This window comes from Massilia sp. CT11-108 (assembly GCF_047302915.1).
GTDB classification, from domain to species: Bacteria; Pseudomonadota; Gammaproteobacteria; order Burkholderiales; family Burkholderiaceae_D; genus Telluria; species Telluria orientalis.
Window position 1 is genome coordinate 1 of record NZ_JBKYMO010001758.1, and the last position, 237, is coordinate 237.

1 protein-coding gene is annotated in these 237 nt (G+C 73.0%); it reads right to left on the bottom strand.

Annotated elements, in window-relative coordinates:
- On the bottom strand, positions 1-237 hold a 237-nt coding region (locus tag ACEN88_RS36245), incomplete at its 3' end, for an FAD binding domain-containing protein (RefSeq protein ID WP_413347204.1).

Here is a 237-nt window from a genome sequence, read left to right on the forward strand (position 1 = left end):
GGCAACCTGCTGCAGCGCACCCACGCGCAGGCCGCCGTCCGGCGTCGGCGCTATCCTGTCGAGGCCCAGGCCGTTGACGTCGACGAGGTGCGGCGGCGTCTCGATCTCCAGCTTCATCAGGTCCAGCAGGTTGGTCCCGCCCGCGATGAAGCGCGCGCCGGGATGCTGCGCGGCGGCGGCGGCCCCCGCCCCCCGGGGACGGGCGCGCGGGTAAGTGAAAGCCTTAAATACGGCCAC